The sequence below is a fragment of the Enterococcus lactis genome (assembly GCF_015751045.1).
In the GTDB taxonomy this organism is placed as follows: Bacteria; Bacillota; Bacilli; order Lactobacillales; family Enterococcaceae; genus Enterococcus_B; species Enterococcus_B lactis.
The window spans coordinates 84,470-105,969 of the sequence record NZ_BNJW01000008.1 but is presented as its reverse complement, the minus strand read 5'-3'; the positions used below and the strand labels follow the sequence as shown (position 1 = coordinate 105,969).

Genomic DNA, 21,500 nt, shown 5'->3' with positions numbered 1-21,500 from the left:
AGGAGTGGAAATGCCATGGAAGTAACAAACATTATCGATCCGAATACGATCAAAACAAACTTAGCAGGAACGACAAAAGAAGAAGTACTTGAAGAATTAGCAACTATATTGTTGGAAAATGCGTATATCACCGATGTAAAAGAATTTATGAAAGATATATATGCTCGTGAGAAAGAAGGGCAGACAGGTATTGGGAACTACATTGCAATTCCTCATGGAAAAAGTGCATCTGTCAAAAAGATCGGGGTAGCAATTGGAGTGACAGCTCGAGAAATCCCTTGGGAAACATTAGATGGTAAAGGGGTAAAAGGAATTATTTTGTTTGCTGTGGGCAATGATAATGAAGGGGCTAAAACTCACTTGAAGTTGTTATCTTTATTTGCAAGGAAACTAGGAAATGATGAAGTTGTTGAGCAATTGATCAAAGCAAAAGAGACAAAAGAGGTCATCGCAGCATTTGCATCATAAAAAGGAGGAAGAAAACATGAAGATCATAGGAGTAGCTGCATGTACAGTTGGGATTGCCCATACGTATATTGCACAAGAAAAATTAGAAAATGCAGCCAAAAAAGCAGGACACGAGATGCATATCGAAACACAAGGAACGATTGGAATCGAGAATGAATTAACCCCAGAGCAAATAAAAGAAGCAGATCTCGTGATTCTGGCAATTGATGTGAAAATAAGCGGCAGAGAACGATTTGAAGGAAAACGTATCATTCAAGTCCCCACTGAAATAGCCGTAAAGTCACCCAATAAACTGATCGAAAAAGCACAAGAAATAATTGAAAAACAACTTGTTTGATCATAAGGAGGGAAAAAAGATGGAAAAGATAAAAAAGTTAAATTTAAAGGGACATTTATTGACAGCGATTTCTTATTTGATTCCAATCGTTTGTGGAGCAGGGTTCTTGATTGCTATCGGGATGGCGTTCGGTGGAACAAGTCAAGGGACACTGGTACAAGGTAAATTTTCTTTTTTTGATGCTTTAGCAACAATGGGAGGCGCTGGTTTAGGGTTACTTCCTGTAGTCATTGCAACAGGGATTTCTTATTCTATTGCAGCAAAACCAGGGATTGCTCCAGGGTTCATCATCGGATTGACAGCGAATGCTATTGGGGCTGGTTTTATTGGGGGGATATTAGGTGGCTATCTTTCTGGATTTCTCGTGTTAGCTATTTTAAACCATGTGAAAGTCCCAAATTGGGCAAAAGGACTGATGCCAACATTGATTATTCCATTTGTTGCTTCTATCCTAGGTGGGTTAATCATGGTCTATATCATTGGAACACCTGTTGCCTTGTTTACGTCTTTTCTTACGAATTTCTTAGATGGATTAGGTAATTCGTCCTTGTTGATTTTTGGCGGTGTAATCGGCTTACTAAGTGGCGTTGATTATGGTGGACCAATTAACAAAACTGTTTTTGCCTTTGTTCTCACAATGCAAGCAGAAGGAATCAATGGGCCAATTACAGCCCTCCAATTGGTAAATACGGCGACGCCTATCGGTTTTGGATTAGCTTACTTTGTCGCAAAAATATTTCGGAAAAACATCTATACAAAAGTGGAAGTCGAAACATTGAAATCAGCTGTTCCAATGGGTGTGATCAATATCGTCGAAGGTGTGATCCCACTAGTGATGAATGATATCGTCCGAGGTGTGGTTGCTACGGCTATTGGCGGATTTGCTGGTGGTGCAACGACAATGATCCTAGGCGCCGATGCAACAGTACCCTTTGGCGGCGTATTGATGATTCCGACGATGTCCAGACCTTGGGCAGGCGTGATAGCAATCTTAGTGAATGTTCTTGTGACAGCCGTTGTTTTGGCAATTATCAAAAAAGATGTGGGGAAAGAAGTCGAATCCGTAGTGGAAAAGGAAGAAGAAGATATTGACTTGGGAGACATTCAGATTTTCTAAGTCCTACATTTAGTCGGGGATTCAATCATTGATTTTTAAATAAAGGAGTCTTATATATGAGTAAAGTTTTGTTCTCACCATCTTTAATGACGATGGATCTAGATAAATTTAAGGAACAAATTGAATTTTTGAATCAGCATGTCGATTCTTATCATATCGATATCATGGATGGACATTATGTACCTAATCTGACATTGTCTCCATGGTTCATTGAGGAAGTACGAAAAATCAGTCATTTACCAATGTCTGCCCATTTAATGGTCACAGACCAAAGTTTTTGGGTGAATCAATTGATTGCACAAAAATGCGAATGGATTTGTATGCATGTCGAATGTTTAGACGGGCTAGCCTTTCGATTGATCGATCAGATCCATGCTGCAGGGCTAAAAGCAGGAGTCGTATTAAATCCTGAAACACCTATTGAAACTATTTTCCCTTATATTGATTTAGTGGATAAAATCACTATCATGACAGTCGATCCCGGTTTTGCTGGACAGCGCTTCATCGAAAGCACATTAGATAAAATCGTTGATTTAAGAAAACTTCGTCAAGAAAAGGGATATCATTATTTGATCGAAATGGACGGATCTTCGAATCGAAAATCATTTAAGCGAATTGATCATGCCGGACCAGATATCTATATCATCGGCCGTAGTGGATTATTTGGTTTAGACGAAGACATTGAGAAATCATGGACCATCATGAAAAGAGACTATGAGGAAACAACTGGAAAAAGTATAGAATAAGGAAATAGTTAAAAAGGTGAGAGGCAAAAGTTTAAGAGCTACTTTTGCCTCTCACCTTTTTTGTATGCTGATACTTTTTAGATAATTGTACAGAAATAAAAAAACATAACATGTTAAGATGTTAGGTTTACGAATGAGATAAACTATGTTATAGTGTGTTTGTACAAAAGATAATATGTTAAGTAGGATTTTATTTTTGGGGAGGAAAAGTGATGCAGAATATTATATTGATTAGTCATGGCAGTATGGCTGAAGGCGTCAAGGCAAGTTTAGAAATGATCGTCGGAAAGCAAGATCATGTTCATGTCGTTGCGTTGACGCCTGATGGAGACAATCGGCAATTCGAAGAAGAATTATTAAAAAAAATGAAAGCCCTTAACGGCTCATCCTTGATTATTGCAGATCTTTTAGGTGGTACGCCATGTAATGTAGCATTAAGCAACTATCTAGAATCAGAAAATGTAGAAATTATTGCAGGGATGTCTTTACCATTAGTCATAGAAGCAACGTTGAATTCAACTGCTACGGTAAAAGAATTGATCCAAGCAGCAACAACTGGCATTGTTGATGTGAAGCAAAAAATGAAACAAACAGAAATCGAAAAAGAACCAAGCCTTCCAATGGATAATAGCCAATTGTATGAGGCATATAAAGGAAAAGAAAATATCGTGAATGTCAGGATAGACGAGCGTTTGATCCATGGACAAGTTGCGGGCATCTGGGCGCCCAGTTTGCACACACAGCGAATCATTGTGATCAACGATGAAGCAGCAGCAGATACGTTACAAAAATCTTCCTTAAGAATGGCAGCGCCTACATCAATGAGACTTTCAGTTTTGTCGGTTGAATCTGCTGCGAAAAATATACGTTCAGGAAAGTATGGAAAACAGCGTCTATTCCTAGTATTCAAAAATCCAACAGATGTCTTACGTTATTTGAAAGCCGGAGGAAAGCTAACACACGTAAATGTTGGAAATATGAGTTATAAAGAGGGATCAAAAGATATAACAAAAAGTATCCAAGTATTAGAAGAAGAAATTGATGTGTTCGAATCAATTGCAGCAATGGATATAAATGTAACCGCTCAATTGGTACCAAATGATCCAGTTATTGACTTCATGGATAAACTGAGAAATTAAACAAAAATGAGGAGGAAGAAAGTATGCACTTAGCAGCGTATCAAATTATTCTTATTACGGTTTATGCTTTTATTGCAATCAATGATTCGCTTATTTCAAATACATTAACACAACCAGCCATCGCAGGTATGATTTCTGGAATGATCATGGGAGACTTAAAAACAGGCTTGATGGTTGGAGGTACATTGCAACTAATGAGACTAGGGATTGCGGCTTTCAGTGGGGCATCAGTTCCTGATTATTTCACAGGAGCCGTCTTGGGAACAGTATTTGCGGTTATCTCTGGGAAAGGTGCAGAGTATGGTATAGGATTGGCTGTTCCAGTATCTTTATTGATGTTGCAACTTGATGTAGTCGCTCGCTTTTGTAATGTTTATCTCTTGCATCGTGTAGATAGAGCAATTGATGATATGAAAATCAATCGTATACCGCGATTAGTCTTATCTGGCTCTTTTCTTTGGGGATTGTCACGAGCCATTCCGATTTTATTGATGCTTTTAGTCGGTGATGCTGCTGTTTCAACGATCACAGAAAATACACCAGAATGGTTGATGAATGGACTAAAAACTGCTGGTGGGGTGTTACCAGTCGTTGGTGTAGGAATCTTGTTGCATTACCTTCCAACAAAACAATATATTCCTTATTTACTATTGGGTTTCTTTTTAGCCGCTTATTTACAAGTGCCAATGCTTGGTATCTCAATCGTCGGTGTGATTGCTGCAATTATTGTATTTAAAAAAGATAGTGAAAAAGCAGAACATCCGACAATGACAGCCACAAATAATGGAACATTTGAAGGAGGATATGATGGGGATGAATAACCAGAAATTAACAAAGCAAGAGCTGAATGCGATTAGTTGGCGCTATATTTTAGGAAGTCAGCTGAACTGGAACTATGAACGAATGATGAGTTCTGGCTATTTATATGGGATATTACCAGTATTGAAAAAATTCTATGGTAATGACGAATCACAATTACAGGATATGATGCGTACACATAATCAATTCTTCAATACCAACGCGATTTTCGGAAATTTGATCATGGGGATTGATGTGGCAATCGAAGAAGAAGATGGTTACAAAGCAAAAGACACAATCATTGCCTTAAAAACAGCTTTAATGGGTTCTCTTGCTGGCGTAGGTGATTCATTGTTCCATGTGATTTGGGGAACGATTTTTGGATCGATCGCAGGAACATTAGCTCAAAGTGGCTCAATTGTTGGGTGTGTGATTTGGGTCATCGCGAATATCGCTTTATTATTTGGACGGGCTGCATTATTACCATTAGGATACAAACAAGGAGTCAAACTTGTCACAACTTTGAAAAACAAATTATCTGCATTCACTAATGCCGCAACAGTTTTAGGTGTCACGGTAATTGGTGCTTTGATTCCTTCCGTGGTAAAGGCAACGGTCCCATTTGTTTATAAAAAAGATGGGGTGGAATTAGTTATCCAAGATACATTAGACGCTATTTTACCCTCTCTTGTTCCAGTATTACTTGTTTTATTAACTTATTGGATGTTGGGACAAAAGAAATTGAATTCCACACGAGTAATCTGGATCATTTTGATTCTTTCCATTGCATTAAGTGCGTTTGGTATTTTAGCTTAAAAAAGGAAAAGTGAGATACGTCCGTTCACACATTTGTCCAAAAAGTAGAGGCTAAGCGGTTTTCTCATTCACTAAGATAAATGTGATTTTAGCCTCTGTATATTCATACAATCTGATGAGAAAGAGGGAGCAAAGATGGAGAAAAAAGGTTTGGGTAAAAGGCTTCTTTTGATGAGTATGCTTAGTTTAATTAGTTTATTTGGAATGAGTATATCAACCTTTGCCGAGGAAGATGAATTTCAAAAGATGGAAGAACGATGGAAAAGTCAACTTGTCTTTGAAAAAGAAAGTCCGGAAAATGAGTCATTAAGAGCATATATAGAAGCGTTATCAAAAGAAGCGGAAAATTTATATCAAACATTGGATCAATCACCTGACCGGACCTATCTATGGCCACTTGAATCGGGAAATACTTCTTCAGCAGATTTGACGACACAATTTATGAAACTCCAGAAACTTACTTATGCCTATAAAACAAAAGGGACAACACTTTATCAACAGCCAGAGGTTGCTGCAGCAATTAAAGAGGGAATCGATTTTATGATTACCAAAAAAGGATATGATGGGAAAAAGTATTATGGAAATTGGTGGGATTGGCAAATTGGTATCCCACAAAAATTTGTGAATATCCTTCTACTGTTGCACCAAGAGCTATCCAGTGAAAAAATCCAACAATATACAGCTATTTTGAGTCAATATGTACCTGATCCATTCCAGCAATTATATACTAAACCACAAGATTCATTTGTAGACCTTGCATTTATCCCTAACTTTTCAACGACCGGTGCCAATCGAACAGACTTATCATTGACTGTTTTAGGAGTAGGTATTTTACAAAAAGATGCCACAAAAATCCATCAAGCAGTGAATGGGATCAAAGATGTTTTTCAACTCGTGGCAAGTGGAGATGGGTTTTACGCAGATGGTTCCTTTATCCAGCATAATGATATTCCTTATACAGGTTCTTACGGGAATGTACTAATCAAAGGAGTTGGACAGATTTTTACGATTGTGGATGGGACTTCTTATACAGCAGCTTCTGATGCCATTCACGCTTTCGTAGAAAATGTAGAGAAGGCCTTTATTCCTTTGATTTACCAAGGTGAAATGCTTCCCATGGTGAATGGACGCGCTATTTCACGTGCGCCTTCAAAGACGAAGGTAGGATACGGGTCTTCAACGATGTATAATTTATTGATTGTTTCAAAATTTGCACCAGAAGATAAGCAAAAGGAACTAAAAGAAGCAGTCAAATATTGGATGCAATTGAACCCTTCGTATTATATAACGAATGTAAGAGATTATAATGACCTGGTCATGACACTATCCTTATTAGAAGACCAGACGATTTTAGGGAAGGATTTACCATTCATAGGGACAAAAATGTATCATAAAATGGATCGTTTTGTTCAGCGTACCAGTAAGTATATGGTAGGAATCAGTATGTATTCGAACCGTATCTCTTCTTTTGAAGCAGGAAATAAAGAAAACAAACGTGGCTGGCATACATCGGATGGGATGGTCTACTTATATAATGAGGATGATGTACAATTCGGTAAAAGCTATTGGCCGACTGTCGATCCTTATCGATTGCCAGGAACAACGGTCGATACAGTCCCTTTAAAAGATGAAATCTCTTCTTTTACGACTGTGCGATCAAATGAAAAAGCCGTTGGCGGTGTATCAAATGAAGGTCAGGCAGTGGTAGGTATGGCTCTAAATAAAACTGGAACAAAGAATAATGGGACAGTTTTGCCAATGGATGTCAAAGGGAAAAAATCGTGGTTTGTGCTTGACGATCAATTGATTGCGCTTGGTTCGGGAATTACCGGTAACACAAATGCGTCTATTGAAACGGTTATAGATAATCGTTTATTAAACGATCAGTTTACTTATAAAGTTGTAACAGAAACAGGAGAAGTTACCCAGCCAACCGAACAAAGTGAAAAAGAATGGTTATTGTTACAATCAAGTCAACCAGAAACATCGATCGGTTATTATTTTCCTGAGAAAGAAACAGTAAAAGTGATAAGTGAAGAACGGCAAGGTACTTATAGGGAAATAAACGAATCATTTCCCAGTGATGAAGTTTATCATGGAAGTTATCGGAAGTTTTTGATCAATCATGGAAAACATCCAATCAATGAAGCTTATGCATATGTGATATTACCAGGAGTGAACGAAAAAGGATTAAAAGAATATGCAGAAAAAGAACCAGTTACTATTCTTCAAAATACTCCAAAAATTCAAGCAGTAAAAGTAAAAGAATCCGGTTATTTGGGTATCAATTTTTGGGATAATACTGGTGGAGAATTAGATGGATTAAAAACAGATAAACCACTTTCTGTATTAAAGAAAATAAACGAACAAGAAAAAAGTTATACGTTTGCTGATCTTGCTCATACAAAGACGAAAATAACAATTGAATTACCAAATAATTTTGAAGCTATTCGAAGCATGAGTGAAGGAATCACCTATGATGAGCAGATGGGTCGCTTTACTATTGATTTTTCGCAAACATCGGATACACAAAAACAAATTGTCGTGGAATAAAAAAAGCGCACAAGAATAGAATATTCTTGTGCGTAATTTTTTATCCTTATTCCAATCCAATCAAATAATCGTCATCTTTCATGGCTTCTACATGACCTAACAAATAGCCGTTTCCGACTTGTGAGAAGAAGTCATGGTTGCTTGTGCCTGTTGAAATCCCGTTCATTACGATTGGGTTGACATCATTGGCAGTATCTGGGAAGAGTGGATCCATCCCTAGGTTCATCAATGCTTTGTTGGCATTATAGCGTAGGAATGTTTTGACTTCTTCTGTCCAACCGATTGGATCGTATAATTCTTCTGTATAACGTTCTTCGTTTTCATAAAGTTCATAAAGAAGGTTGTACATCCAGTCTTTCAACGTTTCTTGTTCTGCTTCAGGCAATTCGTTGAAACCTAATTGGAACTTGTAACCGATGTAGGTTCCATGTACCGATTCATCTCGGATGATCAGTTTGATGATCTCTGCTACGTTTGCCAATTTGTTGTTTCCTAAATAATAAAGAGGAGTATAAAAACCTGAATAGAACAAGAATGTTTCTAAAAAGACGCTGGCAATTTTCTTTTCTAGCGGTGTACCGTGTTTGTAGATTTCATTGATACGCTCAGCTTTTTTTTGCAGATAAGGATTCGTATTCGTCCAGTCAAAAATTTCTTCGATTTCTTTTTTCGTGTTCAGTGTACTAAAAATAGAAGAATAACTTTTGGCATGAACGGATTCCATGAATTGGATATTGTTCAAAACGGCTTCTTCATGGGGAGTGCGGACATCTTTACGCAACTGATCCATGCCGCTTTCAGATTGGACAGTATCCAGCAGTGTCAAACCGCCGAATACATGTCCTACTGTATCTTTTTCCAATTGAGACAATGTGCGCCAATCATCTAGGTCATTTGAAAGTGGGATACGTGTATCTAGCCAAAATTGCTCCGTCAGCTTCTCCCAAGTGGATTTATCAATGATATCTTCAATTTCATTCCAGTTTATTGCTTCATAATATGTTTCTGACATGAGAATGCTCCTTTAATTAAAATATGAATAAGCGAATCTATCTATGATATTAGATCACGCAGCTTTCACATTGATTGCTTCCGATTTCTTCTGCATCATCAGTAAAGGTACGTACATAATAAATGGATTTGATTCCTTTATGGAAAGCGTAATGTCTTAAAATATTCAAATCACGTGTCGTTTGCTTCGTTGTTGTCTTCCATTCATAAATACCTTCTGGGATTTCAGAACGCATGAATAAAGTCAAACTCATGCCTTGATCGACGTGTTGTTGTGCTGTTGCATAAACATCGATCACTTTACGCATGTCCATATCATAAGCAGAAGTGTAATATGGAATCGTCTCATTGGATAAATAAGGCGCTGGGTAATAAATTTTACCGATTTTCTTCTCTTGGCGTTCTTCGATCATGCGAGTGATAGGATGAATGCTTGCACTCGTATCATTGATATATGAAATTGAGCCATTTGGTGCTACTGCCAAGCGATTTTGGTGATATAGCCCATCTTTCATTACTGCTTGTTTCAAGGCATTCCAATCTTCAGCAGTTGGAATAAAGATTCCTTCAAATAATGCTTTGACTTTTTCTGATTTTGGCTGGAATTCTCCAGTTACGTATTTTTCGAAATAAGTGCCATCAGCATAAGCTGATTTTTCAAAATTATGGAAAACTTGTTTTCTTTCACGAGCGATATTATTGCTTTCAACAAGTGTCCAATAATTCAACAGCATGAAATAAATATTTGTAAAGTCTAATGAATCCTCTGAGCCATATTCCATTTGTTCTTTTGCAAGATAAGTGTGTAAGCCCATGGCACCTAATCCAATCGTATGATTCAGCTTATTTCCGTTTTGGATCGGCGGTACGACATCGATATCAGATGCATCTGTAATAAATGTCAATGCACGAGTCATCGTACGCACAGATTTACCAAAGTTAGGGCTTTGCATCAAATTCACGATATTTGTCGAACCTAAGTTACATGAGATATCTGTTCCTAATACTTCATACTCCTGTTTGCCGTTGATCACAGAAGGCGTTTGAACTTGTAAAATCTCTGAACATAAATTACTCATGATAATCTTGCCGTCGATTGGATTCTCGCGGTTCGCTGTATCAATATTGATTACGTAAGGATAGCCAGATTCTTGTTGTAATTTTGAGATTTCATTTTCAAGATCACGCGCTTTGATTTTTTGTTTGCGAATGTTTGGATTTGCAACTAGATGATCATACTCAGCTGTAATATCTACATAAGAGAATGGGACACCATATTCTTTTTCGACACTATACGGACTAAATAAATACATGTCTTCGTTTTTACGTGTCAATTCATAAAATTTATCAGGTACGATCACACCAAGAGAAAGAGTTTTTACGCGAATCTTTTCATCTGCATTTTCTTTTTTTGCTGAAAGGAAAGCAATAATGTCTGGATGGAACACATTCAAATAAACCACACCAGCTCCTTGACGCTGACCTAATTGATTAGAATAGCTGAAACTATCTTCGAATAATTTCATGACTGGAACGACACCACTCGCAGCACCCTCGTATCCTTTGATAGGAGCGCCGGCTTCACGAAGATTTGATAAAGTAATCCCCACGCCGCCGCCAATACGGGACAATTGCAAAGCAGAGTTGATTGAGCGCCCGATAGAGTTCATATCGTCAGTGACTTGAGTCAAGAAACAAGACACCAATTCGCCCCGACGTTTACGTCCAGCATTCAAGAAAGAAGGTGTAGCTGGCTGATAACGTTGATGGATCATTTCATCTGCAAGAGCAAGTGCTAATTCTTCATCTCCGTTCGCAAAGTAAAGCGCATTGAAGGCTACTCGATCTTCATAAGTTTCCAGATAAGCGGAACCGTCGTTGGTTTTCAACGCATATTGAGAATAAAATTTGTAAGCAGCCATAAAAGATTTGAAAGAAAAATGTTGTTCGTCCAAAAATTGATATAGCTTTTCAATAAATGATGGTGAATATAATTGGATGAATTCTGCTTCTATATATTCTTGATCGATCAAGTAATTGATTTTTTCCATAATAGATGGAAAAGTCATCGTATTTGGTTTGACATTTTCTTCAAAAAAGGCAGCCAAAGCTTCTTTATCCTTATTCAAAGGGATTTGACCATTGACTGGTCGATTGATTTCATTATTCAGCTTGAAATAACTGACATCTTGTAAATTTTTAAGACTCATACGTACGCCCAACCTTCATTTCGTATTTAATGATGCTTGATTGCAAATCATTGCATTGTTTTTAAGCTTTAAAAAAGGATTTGGAAGTTTGCGACAAAAACTGGTGCTGTCTCAAGCCCTTCAAATCCATGTATCTTGTTTTGATTCTTTTAGTCATGTTAGCTGGCAAGTTTACGCAACTGATCAGGACGGAATCCGATAACTGTTTCTGCATCGGAAGTAATGACAGGAACACTTTGGAATCCTTGTGCTTTCAACCAGTCTACTGCTTCCGGTTGTTCATCGATATTGACTTCTTCAAAAGCGATTTGATTTTCTGTTAAAAAACGTTTGACCATCTTGCATTGCATACAATTATTTTTAGAAAAGATTTTTACGTTCATGATGAGTGCCTCCTCTAAACACATTCTTATTATCTATAATAGATAGTATAAAACTCTTAGTAAAAAAGTCAAACAACAAACACTACATATTGTGTTGTGGAAACTGTGGAATACTAAGTTTTGTGTTTTTGAAAAAAGAGCTGAAAACAAGTATCGTGTGGGAAAATAGCAAATCTAATAGAGAAAAAATTGTGGAAAACTATGAAAAAATATTTTTTTCTTATTTTTGTCTATCAATACTAAAGATTCGCTCATAATATCACAAGTGTAATTGACATTCTCAATTACCGAGAGTATTCTATGTGAGAATGATTCTCATTTATTTGCGTAATACGTAAGAAAACTAGAACATAGAATGAATGGTTTCAACACATGGTTTATTTCACAAGAGAGGAATCAATATGCAGACCTTAGCGCAGGCAAAGCAAAACTTCGTTTATCAAGTCGAACGAATTGAAACAGAAGAAAAAACAAAACGCCATTTGCAAAATATTGGGGTCGTTGTCGGAAGTAAAATCGTCGTCGTCAATTTATCAGGCAACAATGCCATTTTACTGATAAAAAGTCATCGAGTGGCAGTAAGTCGGGAAATACTAAGTCAGATCTTTGTCAATAAAAAGACTGCTTCCTCTGAAAGCTGGACTTCTCTTGATCAATTAAAAGCAGGAGAGACGGGGATCGTCGTAGCCATCCACGGACAAGGCGCAGTGAAGCGGCGGTTGATGGATATGGGATTGACGCGAAATGTAAAAATAGTCATCCGAAAACTAGCCCCTCTAGGAGATCCAATCGAACTGACAGTGCGAGGATATGAATTGACGTTACGAAAGTCAGAGGCTGAACTAATCTTGGTACAAAGGGAGGAAAACGAATGAATATCGCGTTAGTCGGAAATCCAAACAGCGGGAAAACGAGCTTGTTCAATCTCTTGACTGGTTCGAATCAATATGTAGGGAATTGGCCGGGCGTAACAGTAGAAAAAAAAGAAGGATCGTTGAAAAAAAATCCGAACATTCACATTCAAGACCTACCCGGTATCTATTCTTTGTCTCCTTATACACCCGAAGAAGTGATTGCAAGAGATTATTTGGTTCATGAACAGCCTGAACTGATCATCAACATCATTGATGCTACCAATTTAGAGCGGAATCTATATTTAACTACGCAGTTATTGGACTTAGACATTCCTATGATCATTGGTCTGAATATGATGGATGTCATCAAAAAAGAAGGAAAAAAAATCAACCTAGAAAAGCTTTCCTATGGTCTTGGTGTACCAGTTTTACCAATCAGCGTATCGAAAAAGCAAGGAATCGAAAAATTAATCGAAAAGATTCAGGAGTCTGCAAAAAAACGGCCTTCTATTCCTGTTCCCTGTACATACGATCCGCGTTTAGAAGCAGCTTTACATGAAATTGAAGATGTACTAGGAGAAAAAAGCAGCAAGAAACGCTGGTATGCAATGAAATATTTTGAAAGAGATCAGAAGGTGAATGAGGATGATGAGATAACAATTTCTCAGCAAAAAGAAATCGAACAACTGATCCAGTTGACAGAGAAACTATTGGATGACGATAGTGAAACGATTCTAGTCAATGAACGTTATGAATTTATTACCCAATTATGTGCACTATCTGTCGTGTCAAATGATTCTTTCCAATTATCGATGAGTGACAAAATCGATCAGATTGCAACGAATCGTTGGTTAGCCTTGCCAATCTTTGCATTTGTGATGTGGCTGATTTATTACTTGGCTATTCAAACAGTAGGAACAATGGGGACAGATTGGATCAATGATACATTGTTTGGAACGTGGCTACCAGAACATGTTGGCAGACTGCTAGCTGAATGGCAAGTAGCGGAATGGATGCAGGAGCTGATCTTGAACGGCATCATCGCAGGCGTAGGAGCAGTATTAGGATTTTTACCGCAATTGATCGTATTGTTTTTATGCTTGAGCTTTCTAGAAGACTGCGGATATATGGCGAGGATCGCTTTTGTCATGGATCGACTTTTCCGGAAATTCGGGCTTTCAGGAAAATCCTTTATTCCTATGCTGATTGCCACAGGATGTGGCGTACCAGGCGTCATGGCTACTCGCACGATTGAAAACGAGCAAGATCGTCGGTTGACGATCATGGTCACGACATTCATGCCTTGTTCTGCAAAATTGCCGATTATTGCCTTAGTGGCAGGGGCCTTTTTTCCTCACCAATCTTGGGTAGCTCCTTCTGCCTATTTTCTTGGTATGACTGCAATTATTTTCTCTGGAATCAGCTTGAAAAAAACGCGTTTGTTTGCTGGAGAAACAGCTCCGTTTATCATGGAATTGCCCGCATATCATTTTCCTCAATGGTCGACGATCCTAAGACAAACCTATGACCGCAGCAAGTCTTTTGTAAAAAAAGCAGGAACGATTATCTTTGTTTCTAGTATCGTGATCTGGTTTAGCTCTTCTTATAATTTTTATGCTCAACCTGTTCCTGAAGACCAAAGTATCCTAGCCTTTTTCGGACGAATCCTAGCTGTTGTTTTTCAGCCGCTTGGTTGGGGGAATTGGCAAGGAACTGTCGCAGCGATTACAGGATTAGTTGCTAAAGAAAATATTATTGGCACATTCGGTATTTTGTTTGGACATGCGGAAGTATCCGAAAATGGCAGAGAAATCTGGCAAGTGCTACAACACACATATACTCCCGCAGCAGCTTATTCATTGTTAGCCTTCAATTTACTTTGTGCGCCTTGTTTTGCGGCAATTGGGGCTATCCATCGGGAAATGAATGCCAAGAAATGGACTTGGATCGCCATAGGCTATCAATGCGGTTTAGCTTATTTAGTTAGTTTTGTGATCTATCAGTTGGGACACTTATTGGAAGGTGGACAGGTAGCGTTAGGGACGTATCTTGCTATTTTATTGATGATAGGACTCGTTTATGTTTTGTTCCGTCAGCCAAAATCCAAGAACCAGTTTTATGCTATATTGTCATTAGAAGGAGAGGAATAGGATGGCGACATTCTTATTAAGTGTATTAATCTTTGGAAGTGCAGGGGCGATTGTCTATACTCGTTTAAAATCCGGAAAGAATTGTGATGACTGTCAAACAGCTTGCCCAGTAAAAAAGGAACAGATCAAGCGATGATCAGTCGTTGCAAGAGTCTGTTCTCCCCTTTTTTGCTTATTTTGCTAGAGCATAGTAAGATGAGGGAAAGTAAAAAAAGAAAGAGGAAAGAAAATGTCTGGAAAGAAAAAAATCGTCCGCCCGCGCTATCAGCAGATTGCTGTTGATTTAGCCGAACGTATCGTTGAAAACCGATATAAAGTGGGTGAGAAGATCCATGCTCGCTCAACGCTTGCCAGTACGTACAATGCTTCTCCTGAGACTACTCGAAAGGCTATCAATGTGCTGGTAGATCTTGGGATCATGGAAGTACGGCATGGGAGTGGGGCATTTGTTGCCTCGAAAGAAAAAGCAAAAGATTTCCTATTGCAGTATCAAGATGTACAATCTATCCAAGATACAAAAGCAGAAATCATGGCGAGTGTGGAGAAGCAACAAGATGAGCTGAATCATTTTTCTCAATTATTGGATCAGCTGGTCAATCAAACGAAGCGAATACATAAGATGAACCCTTTACTTCCGTTTGAATTGTCTTTATCAGAAAAAGCAATGCATCTGGACCGCTCGATTAGCGAGTTGAATATCTGGCAGGCGACTGGTGCTACAGTTATCGCAATTTCTCATAACGAAGAACTACTTGTTTCACCTGGACCTTATGCTAAATTTACGGCAGGGGATATCGTTCATTTTATTGGAAATGAGTATACGCTACAGCGTATGACAAACTTTTTTTACCCGGAACATCAGCTTGCAGAATGATTGTGTGAAATATTATAAAAATATTAACTTGGCTAAACCTTTTATTTATAAAGATTTAACCAAGTTTTTTTTCTGTTTGGACAAGCAAATTTCTTTCATTTTTGACAAAGTGACTACATGATGTTAACATAGTGTGGTCACTTTTTTCAGAAAGAAAAATGAATTTACATAAAAAAGGAGAATTTGTTTGGTAAAAGTAGAAGTAAAACATTTAACAAAGATATTTGGTAAAAAGACACAAGCCGCTTTAGATATGATGAATGATCACCAGCCGAAAACGGAGATTTTAAAGAAAACCGGTGCGACGGTTGGTGTGTATGACGTGAATTTTGACGTAAAAGAAGGAGAAATCTTCGTGATCATGGGGCTTTCCGGGAGTGGGAAATCCACATTGATCCGTCTATTGAATCGTCTGATCGAGCCAACTTCAGGCAGTATCTATATTGATGGAGAAGATGTATCGAAGTTAAGCAAAGAAGAATTGCGAGAAGTCCGTCGTCATAAAATCAATATGGTTTTCCAAAACTTCGGTCTGTTTCCACACCGAACGATCTTGGAAAATACAGAATACGGGTTAGAAGTCCGTGGTGTACCTAAAGAAGAACGACAAGAAAAAGCAGAAAAAGCATTAGAAAATTCTAGTCTGCTTTCATTTAAAGACCAATATCCTAGTCAGTTATCTGGTGGGATGCAGCAACGGGTCGGCTTAGCCAGAGCTTTAGCGAATGATCCTGAGATCTTGCTGATGGACGAAGCGTTCTCGGCTCTTGATCCGCTGATCCGACGAGAAATGCAAGACGAATTACTGGACCTGCAAGCCAATGTTCAAAAAACGATTATTTTCATTACCCATGATTTGAATGAAGCTTTACGGATCGGGGACAGAATCGCATTAATGAAAGACGGCGAAATCATGCAGATCGGAACAGGTGAAGAAATATTGACCAATCCAGCAAATGATTACGTACGTGAATTTGTGGAAGAAGTCGATCGTTCCAAAGTGCTTACTGCTCAAAACATCATGGTACCTGCATTGACGACGAATATCGAATCTGATGGACCAAATGTCGCATTGACAAGGATGCGTAATGAAGAAGTCAGCATGCTGATGGCTGTTGACCGAAAGAGAAACCTGAAAGGAATCATTACTGCAGATCAGGCGTTAGAAGCTAGGAAGCAAAAACGTCCATTGATCGACTTCTTAGATGAAAATGTGACGGTGATCGGAAAAGACATGGTTGTAAGTGATATTTTCAATATTATTTATGATTCACCGACTCCGCTTGCAGTTGTAGAGGATGGAAAATTAAAAGGTGTCGTCATCCGAGGTAGTGTGATTGAAGCATTAGCAGAAACAAGCGAGGTGAGTGAACATGAATAATCTATTAAACTATCAATTACCAGTGGCAAACTGGGTAGAAAATATCACAGAATGGTTTACGACAACTTTTTCTGGCCTATTTTCATTTTTACAAACGATCGGACAGGCAGTGATGTCTGGGATTACAAATTTACTGTTAGTGATCCCAGCGCCTTTGTTTATCTTGTTATTGACGATAGCAGCTTTCTTTATTTCTAAGAAACGTCCAGGACTTACGTTGTTCACATTGATTGGTCTATGGTTTATTTATAACCAAGGTCTATGGAATGACTTGATGAATACTGTCACACTTGTTCTTTTATCTAGTGTGATCTCCATCATCATAGGTGTACCGTTAGGGATCTTGATGGCAAAAAGCAGTAAAGCTCAAAGCATCATCAAGCCAATCCTTGACTTTATGCAGACGATGCCAGGATTCGTTTATTTGATTCCAGCAGTTGCATTTTTCGGTATCGGGATGGTGCCAGGGGTATTTGCCTCAGTCATCTTTGCTTTGCCACCAACCGTTCGTTTTACGAATTTAGGGATTCGACAAGTACCGAAAGAGTTAGTAGAAGCTTCTGATTCATTCGGGAGCACAAGTCGTCAAAAACTATTCAAACTAGAATTGCCTTTAGCTAAAAGTACGATCATGGCAGGGATCAATCAAACAACGATGCTGTCACTTTCAATGGTCGTTATTGCCTCTATGATCGGTGCACCCGGCTTAGGACGGGGAGTATTGTCCGCTTTACAAAGAGCACAAGTCGGGAATGGATTTGTCAACGGGGTTGCATTAGTTATCTTAGCAATCATCATTGACCGTTTTACCCAGCATTTGAATCAGCCGAACAATAAGAAAGTTGCAGGAGCTGCAACACAAAAAAGTAAAAAACGTCAAGGATTGATCATTGGTGCTGTAGTAGTAGTGATCTTAGGTGCGATTGGTATAGGAAGTTTTTCTTCTGCCAAAGAAACAAAACGTATCAACTTGTCTTATGTCGAATGGGATACAGAAGTTGCTTCAACAAATGTAGTCGGTGAAGTATTGAAACAAATGGGCTATGATGTAACGATGACACCGCTAGATAATTCAATCATGTGGAAATCTGTTTCAAATGGCGAGTCAGATGCCATGGTTTCAGCTTGGCTACCTAAAACTCATGGTTCACAGTATGCACAATATAAAGATCAAGTCGAAGACCTAGGTGCCAATTTGACAGGAGCAAAAGTCGGTTTAGCAGTACCAGCCTACATGGATGTAAATTCGATCGATGAGTTAACCGATCAGGCAGGTAAGAAAATTATAGGAATTGAGCCAGGAGCTGGTGTAGTTACGGCTGCTGAAAACACGATCCAAAAATATGACAACTTGAAAGACTGGAAAGTCGAGACATCTTCTTCAGGAGCAATGACCGTTGCACTAGGACAAGCAATCAAAAAACACGAACCAATTGTAGTTACAGGATGGACACCTCATTGGATGTTTGCCAAATATGATCTGAAATACTTGGAAGATCCTGAAAACGGAATGGGAAGCGAAGAGCAGATCCATACGATGGTTCGAAAAGGATTGAAAGAAGACCAGCCAGAAGCTTATAAAGTATTAGACAATTTCCATTGGTCAGAAAAAGATATGGAAAAAGTCATGTTGGAAATCAACAATGGAAAAGATCCACAGCAAGCGGCAAAAGAATGGATCAAAGAGAACCAAGAATTAGTCGAAAGCTGGAAAAAATAAAAAAAAACGGAAACAAAATAAATGGAGCTTCCAAAATTGGATCAAAAATCCAGTTTTGGAAGCTCCATATTCGTCTGTCTCTTTTTTTGCCTATAAAAAAAGAGAATGCGCAGTTCGTCTTCGAAACGTCCGAAGACGCCGACAAACTACCATTCTCGTGGGTTTGGCACCCAATGGGCCGTGAGGGGCTCGAACCCGCGACCCGCTGATTAAGAGTCAGCTGCTCTACCAACTGAGCTAACGGCCCATACAAAAAGTACTTAATAATAGTAGCACTAAGAATTTTAAAATGCAAGACTACATTTAAAGAAAATCAGAAAAATCTTTACTTCCTTATAGGAAATCATTCATAGATTATTCACATTTGCTCGTTATTATATAAGCATACCAACAAACAAAGTTCTTGCAAGAGAACAAACCCTAACACTTTTTTCATTTTTTACTCCTTTCCCGCCGTCTCCCCGGCGGGTCTCCTGTTCTTAACGATAAAAGACAAGAAGGCTTGGCCTTCTTGTTTTTTTGCTTTTATAAAATTCCATTAATTAAATCATCTAGTTCAAATAACTAGATTGAATGTTTATGGTAACTTTGGTATCATGTTAATGAAATGAAAAAAGGAGCGATTACGATGGAAAAAATGCGTCAGCAATTAATGGAGTGGGGAAAAGAACTGGAAACATTCCGTCTGCCTCACTGGGAAGAGCTCCCCGACCTAGAACTTTATATGGATCAAGTCAGAACGTTAGTTGATCGTTATCTTTCACCTGTGATACAAGGAGAAAAGCATCCATTGCTGACCTCCTCTATGGTAAACAACTACGTTAAACTGGGTTTGATACCAGCACCAGTTAAAAAAAGATACAATAAAGAACATGTAGCATTTTTACTTGCAATCACTACATTGAAACAAGTATTGACTATTCCTGAAATCAAAGAAGGAATATTATTCCAAGGAAAAACAGTGGGGATTCGTGAAGCTTATAATCTATTCTGTGATGAACAAGAAGCAGCTGTATGGATGGTCAGCCAATTAGCACAAGGCAAATCCCATCCCCAAAAATTCGACCAGGCGACCCCTGTAGAATATATTGCTGTAAGAGCAGCAACTTTATCGTTTGCAATGAAACTTCTTGCGGAAAAAACGATTGTTCTAGAAACCGAATACTTAAAAGAGGAGAAAACAAATGAAAAATGATAAAATCGCGATTTTAGTAGATTCTGGTACGGATGTGCCAGAAGAATTGATAAAAAAATATGAGATGTACATGATTCCTTTGAAAATTATTTATAAAGATCAGGTATATACAGATAAAATAGATATTACACCTGAAGAAATCTATCAACGTTTGCCAGAGGAAATTCCAGGTACATCTTTGCCTGATGGTGAGTCGATCACAGAAATCTTTGAGCAAATCAAAAAAGATGGTTATGAAAAAGTACTTGCGGTAACGATTTCCAGCGGATTGAGCGGGACGTATAACGTGGTTCGTTTGATTGCAGAACAGCAAGAAGAACTAGAAGCGTATGTACTAGATACGAAAAATATCGGTATTGGTGCGGGTTTTTCTGCAATACAAGCAGCGAAATGGCTAGAAGACGGTGTCGAGTGGAATCAGCTGATCAGTAATTTGAATGAATTAGTCGAAAGAACAAAAGTTTTCTTTAATGTTGCGACATTGGAATATCTCCAAAAAGGTGGACGGATTGGTTTGGTTGCTTCTATTTTAGGAACCGCTTTAAAGCTTAACCCGATCATCTCCTGTAATGATGAAGGAATCTATTACACAGTAGGAAAAGCTAGAGGGCGTAAAAAAAGTTTGGATAAGACGGTTGCTTATGTCAAAGAAAAAGTCGGCAATGCCAAGGTTTTTAACTTAGCCGTTGCCCACGGTGATGCGAAAGAAGAAGCGATTGAAATGGAAGCGAGGCTCAAAAGAGAGTTTCCACAAGCAAACCAAATCTACTTTGGTCAAATTTCTCCGGCATTAGTAGTCCATACTGGTCCGGGATTATTAGGTGTCGGTGTACAAGTTTTAGAAGGATAAATCAAAAAAAGGAAAACAATGAGGTGAAAATCAGTGTTTTCCTTTTTTTATTGAAGTTAGAACAAAAAAAGAAAGTATTTTGCACTCCCATGTTAATTTTCTCTTTTGTTTTATAGGCAAAGATGAAACAAAACCAGAAATACGGTATAATGAAAAGGTGTGACAATAATATATAAGAGGTGGCTCTTTATGAAAAAAGTTTTAGTTGTCGATGATGAGAAGCCGATTTCGGATATCGTCAAATTCAATTTAGCCAAAGAAGGCTATGATGTTTATACTGCATATGATGGGGAAGAAGCCTTGGAAAAAGTTGCTGAGGTAGAACCTGATTTGATTTTACTTGATTTGATGCTACCTAAAATGGACGGCTTAGAAGTGGCTCGTGAGGTACGCAAAACGTATGACATGCCAATCATTATGGTAACAGCCAAAGATTCTGAAATTGATAAAGTCCTAGGCTTAGAATTAGGCGCGGATGACTACGTGACTAAGCCATTTTCCAATCGAGAATTAGTGGCAAGGGTCAAAGCGAATCTTCGTCGTGGTGCCACGGCTACGAGGGAACCAGAAGATGCGGCTCCTGCGGAATTGACGATTGGTGATTTGACCATCCATCCAGAAGCTTACATGGTGACGAAACGAGGAGAAACAATCGAGTTGACACATCGTGAATTCGAACTACTCTTTTACTTGGCGAAGCACCTTGGGCAAGTGATGACAAGAGAACATTTATTACAAACGGTTTGGGGCTATGATTATTTTGGAGATGTACGAACAGTGGATGTAACTGTACGTCGGTTGCGCGAGAAGATCGAAGATAATCCAAGCCATCCAAATTATTTAGTGACACGTCGTGGTGTCGGTTACTATTTGCGTAACCCAGAACAGGAGTAATTGG

General features: G+C 38.4%; 20 protein-coding genes and 1 tRNA gene. 17 read left to right on the top strand and 4 right to left on the bottom strand.

Translation table 11 applies throughout. From position 1 onward, the window contains the following. Positions 1–15: 15 nt before the first annotated feature. The 8 genes from KFO35_RS06090 (at position 16) to hylB (ending at position 7,974) form a co-directional block, all read left to right on the top strand. Positions 16–468 carry a PTS sugar transporter subunit IIA gene (locus KFO35_RS06090; RefSeq protein WP_002290571.1) on the top strand — a complete coding sequence of 151 codons (453 nt, stop codon included), beginning with the start codon at positions 16–18 and terminating at the stop codon, positions 466–468. Positions 469–484: 16 nt separating this feature from the next. Next, entirely contained in the window at positions 485–805 is a 321-nt protein-coding gene (locus tag KFO35_RS06085; protein WP_002315681.1) for a PTS fructose transporter subunit IIB, read from the top strand. 19 nt (positions 806–824) lie between these two features. Next, positions 825–1,922 carry a PTS fructose transporter subunit IIC gene (locus tag KFO35_RS06080; RefSeq protein ID WP_002315682.1) on the top strand — a complete coding sequence of 366 codons (1,098 nt, stop codon included), beginning with the start codon at positions 825–827 and terminating at the stop codon, positions 1,920–1,922. Between the two features lie 56 nt (positions 1,923–1,978). Further along, entirely contained in the window at positions 1,979–2,668 is a 690-nt protein-coding gene (gene alsE, locus KFO35_RS06075) for a D-allulose 6-phosphate 3-epimerase (RefSeq protein ID WP_002315683.1), read from the top strand. 212 nt (positions 2,669–2,880) lie between these two features. Continuing rightward, on the top strand, positions 2,881–3,807 hold the full coding sequence (locus KFO35_RS06070) for a PTS sugar transporter subunit IIAB (protein ID WP_025477311.1): 927 nt from the start codon (positions 2,881–2,883) through the stop codon (positions 3,805–3,807). Positions 3,808–3,830: 23 nt separating this feature from the next. Further along, positions 3,831–4,628 (top strand): PTS mannose/fructose/sorbose/N-acetylgalactosamine transporter subunit IIC, encoded by a 798-nt coding sequence (locus KFO35_RS06065; protein WP_156271956.1) that lies wholly within the window; start codon positions 3,831–3,833, stop codon positions 4,626–4,628. Further along, positions 4,615–5,421: a PTS system mannose/fructose/sorbose family transporter subunit IID gene (locus tag KFO35_RS06060; RefSeq protein WP_033650113.1), complete on the top strand. Its 807-nt coding sequence runs from the start codon at positions 4,615–4,617 to the stop codon at positions 5,419–5,421. The genes KFO35_RS06065 and KFO35_RS06060 overlap by 14 nt, the downstream gene beginning before the upstream one ends. A gap of 135 nt (positions 5,422–5,556) precedes the next feature. Continuing rightward, on the top strand, positions 5,557–7,974 hold the full coding sequence (gene hylB, locus KFO35_RS06055; RefSeq protein WP_002315687.1) for a hyaluronate lyase HylB: 2,418 nt from the start codon (positions 5,557–5,559) through the stop codon (positions 7,972–7,974). Between the two features lie 46 nt (positions 7,975–8,020). Here the strand turns inward: hylB and nrdF are convergent, their stop codons facing one another. The 3 genes from nrdF to nrdH form a co-directional block, all read right to left on the bottom strand. Then, on the bottom strand, positions 8,021–8,986 hold the full coding sequence (gene nrdF, locus KFO35_RS06050) for a class 1b ribonucleoside-diphosphate reductase subunit beta (RefSeq protein ID WP_002287792.1): 966 nt from the start codon (positions 8,984–8,986) through the stop codon (positions 8,021–8,023). A gap of 49 nt (positions 8,987–9,035) precedes the next feature. Continuing rightward, positions 9,036–11,195, bottom strand: coding sequence for a class 1b ribonucleoside-diphosphate reductase subunit alpha (nrdE, locus tag KFO35_RS06045; RefSeq protein WP_002315688.1), 2,160 nt, complete (start codon positions 11,193–11,195; stop codon positions 9,036–9,038). A gap of 158 nt (positions 11,196–11,353) precedes the next feature. Further along, complete coding sequence (gene nrdH / locus KFO35_RS06040; RefSeq protein WP_002287795.1) at positions 11,354–11,578, bottom strand: glutaredoxin-like protein NrdH; 225 nt, start codon at positions 11,576–11,578, stop codon at positions 11,354–11,356. Positions 11,579–11,979: 401 nt separating this feature from the next. On the opposite strand from nrdH, the gene KFO35_RS06035 reads away from it, so the two are divergent. The 6 genes from KFO35_RS06035 to KFO35_RS06010 all read left to right on the top strand — a co-directional run bounded on the left by KFO35_RS06035 (position 11,980) and on the right by KFO35_RS06010 (position 18,557). Continuing rightward, the gene (locus tag KFO35_RS06035; protein ID WP_002290585.1) at positions 11,980–12,453 is read left to right on the top strand and encodes a FeoA family protein; all 474 of its coding nucleotides are present in this window, start codon (positions 11,980–11,982) and stop codon (positions 12,451–12,453) included. Beyond that, positions 12,450–14,582 (top strand): ferrous iron transport protein B, encoded by a 2,133-nt coding sequence (gene feoB, locus KFO35_RS06030; protein WP_156271958.1) that lies wholly within the window; start codon positions 12,450–12,452, stop codon positions 14,580–14,582. Before KFO35_RS06035 ends, feoB begins: the two co-directional genes overlap by 4 nt. Position 14,583: 1 nt before the next feature. Further along, positions 14,584–14,718, top strand: coding sequence for a hypothetical protein (locus tag KFO35_RS06025; protein WP_002290587.1), 135 nt, complete (start codon positions 14,584–14,586; stop codon positions 14,716–14,718). Positions 14,719–14,811: 93 nt separating this feature from the next. Continuing rightward, a complete protein-coding gene (locus KFO35_RS06020; RefSeq protein WP_002287801.1) occupies positions 14,812–15,456 on the top strand; it encodes a GntR family transcriptional regulator in 645 nt (214 codons plus the stop codon). A 187-nt stretch (positions 15,457–15,643) separates the two neighbouring features. Next, complete coding sequence (locus KFO35_RS06015) at positions 15,644–16,837, top strand: quaternary amine ABC transporter ATP-binding protein (RefSeq protein WP_002290588.1); 1,194 nt, start codon at positions 15,644–15,646, stop codon at positions 16,835–16,837. Continuing rightward, complete coding sequence (locus KFO35_RS06010) at positions 16,830–18,557, top strand: ABC transporter permease/substrate binding protein (RefSeq protein ID WP_002290589.1); 1,728 nt, start codon at positions 16,830–16,832, stop codon at positions 18,555–18,557. Before KFO35_RS06015 ends, KFO35_RS06010 begins: the two co-directional genes overlap by 8 nt. A 174-nt stretch (positions 18,558–18,731) precedes the next feature. On the opposite strand, the gene KFO35_RS06005 is transcribed toward KFO35_RS06010, so the two are convergent. Then, a tRNA-Lys gene (locus KFO35_RS06005) sits at positions 18,732–18,804 on the bottom strand. A 381-nt stretch (positions 18,805–19,185) separates the two neighbouring features. On the opposite strand from KFO35_RS06005, the gene KFO35_RS06000 reads away from it, so the two are divergent. The 3 genes from KFO35_RS06000 to yycF all read left to right on the top strand — a co-directional run bounded on the left by KFO35_RS06000 (position 19,186) and on the right by yycF (position 21,496). After that, a complete protein-coding gene (locus KFO35_RS06000) occupies positions 19,186–19,752 on the top strand; it encodes a DUF1836 domain-containing protein (protein ID WP_002290590.1) in 567 nt (188 codons plus the stop codon). Beyond that, positions 19,742–20,602: a DegV family protein gene (locus KFO35_RS05995; RefSeq protein WP_002315692.1), complete on the top strand. Its 861-nt coding sequence runs from the start codon at positions 19,742–19,744 to the stop codon at positions 20,600–20,602. The genes KFO35_RS06000 and KFO35_RS05995 overlap by 11 nt, the downstream gene beginning before the upstream one ends. A 189-nt stretch (positions 20,603–20,791) precedes the next feature. After that, on the top strand, positions 20,792–21,496 hold the full coding sequence (gene yycF, locus KFO35_RS05990; protein WP_002290592.1) for a response regulator YycF: 705 nt from the start codon (positions 20,792–20,794) through the stop codon (positions 21,494–21,496). Positions 21,497–21,500: the final 4 nt, after the last annotated feature.